This window comes from Ruegeria sp. AP12, from assembly GCF_056540025.1.
Genome location: NZ_JBQFVZ010000312.1, coordinates 1 through 548 on the forward strand (window position 1 = coordinate 1; position 548 = coordinate 548).

A 548-nucleotide genomic window follows, 5' to 3' on the forward strand; every position below is an offset into this window, starting at 1 on the left:
TCCATCCCTTCAAGCCCGGCAAAGCCGCGTGCGGCGGACACCAGCGCTTCGATATCGAAGTTACCTTCGGGGTCGTGGGCCAATGCGACATGCGGCGCACCCTGCTGGCGGATTGCGCGGGTAAGGCGGCGGGTGTCGATGCCACCGATCGCGATACGGCCACGACGCTCCAGCCAGCCCTTCAGCTCTTCAGCCGAGCGCCAGTTTGACGGCTCGGTCGGGTCCCACTTGACGACCATGCCCGCGGCCACCGGATCCCCGGTTTCGTCGTCCTCGGGGTTCACGCCGACATTGCCGATATGCGGAAAGGTAAAGGTAACGATCTGCCCGGCATAGGAGGGGTCGGTCATGATCTCTTGGTAGCCGGTCATGGCGGTGTTGAAGCACAGCTCGGCCACGGTCTGTCCTGTGGCGCCGAAGCCCATTCCGTAGAACAAAGTTCCGTCGGCCAAAGCCAGACATGCGGTGGGCTTGGACGGGGCGTTCTGGGCCATGGCGCAACTCTCCTGCAGGTAAATCGGCGCATACCTAAGGGGGTTATACGTTCG

At 63.1% G+C, this 548-nt stretch carries 1 protein-coding gene; it reads right to left on the reverse strand.

Annotated elements, in window-relative coordinates; all coding sequences use genetic code 11:
* Nucleotides 1–494, reverse strand: a 494-nt coding sequence (locus ACR0E6_RS22930; protein WP_480587755.1) for a carbamoyl-phosphate synthase domain-containing protein, incomplete at its 3' end; no start/stop codon positions are given.
* Nucleotides 495–548 lie beyond the last annotated feature (54 nt).